The following is a 609-nucleotide window of genomic DNA, read 5'->3' as shown; positions in this document are numbered from 1 at the left end:
CGTTGCTGGACACCTTCTTCCGTCTGGATCATTTGGCTACTCGGGAGCGCCGGAACGCGGAGAATTTGATCATTCTCGGTGGTGGTAAGCCGGGGCGGCAGTGGCGGCGTCCGGTGCCGTTGATGGAACTCGTGCGTAGTGCGGTGGCCGAGACCCTCGACTATGCGCGGGTGAACACGCATCGCTTGCCGCGGGTGTTCGTGCTGGGCAATGTGGTCGCGGACCTGATGCATCTGCTGGCGGAGTTGGTGGACAACGCGACCGCGTTCTCGCCACCGCAGTCGCGGGTGGATGTGACGGGTAACAGTGTGGGTAAGGGTGTGGTCGTCGAGGTCAGCGATCAGGGGATGGGGATGCCGCCTGATGAGCTGGAGCGGGTCAACGAGATGTTGCGTAACCCACCGGATTTCGGTCTGGCGACGCTGTCGGCGGATTCTCGTCTGGGTTTGTTCGTGGTGGCGCAGTTGGCGACCCGGCACGGTATCTCGGTGCGGCTGACCGATTCCGATTACGGGGGTATCCGGGCGATTGTGCTGATTCCGGTGGAGTTGATCACCACGGATGCTCCGGTGGTTGATCATCTGCGTGATCGGGTTCCGGTGCGGCCGT

The 609-nt window shown here is 62.7% G+C and carries 1 protein-coding gene; it reads left to right on the top strand.

From position 1 onward, the window contains the following. Positions 1-609 (top strand): sensor histidine kinase (locus tag NRB56_RS38180; protein ID WP_194291146.1); only part of this gene is annotated, 609 nt, incomplete at both ends.

Source organism: Nocardia aurantia (genome assembly GCF_009604425.1).
Taxonomy (GTDB): domain Bacteria; phylum Actinomycetota; class Actinomycetes; order Mycobacteriales; family Mycobacteriaceae; genus Nocardia; species Nocardia aurantia.
This window is presented reverse-complemented; position numbering and strand designations above follow the sequence as displayed.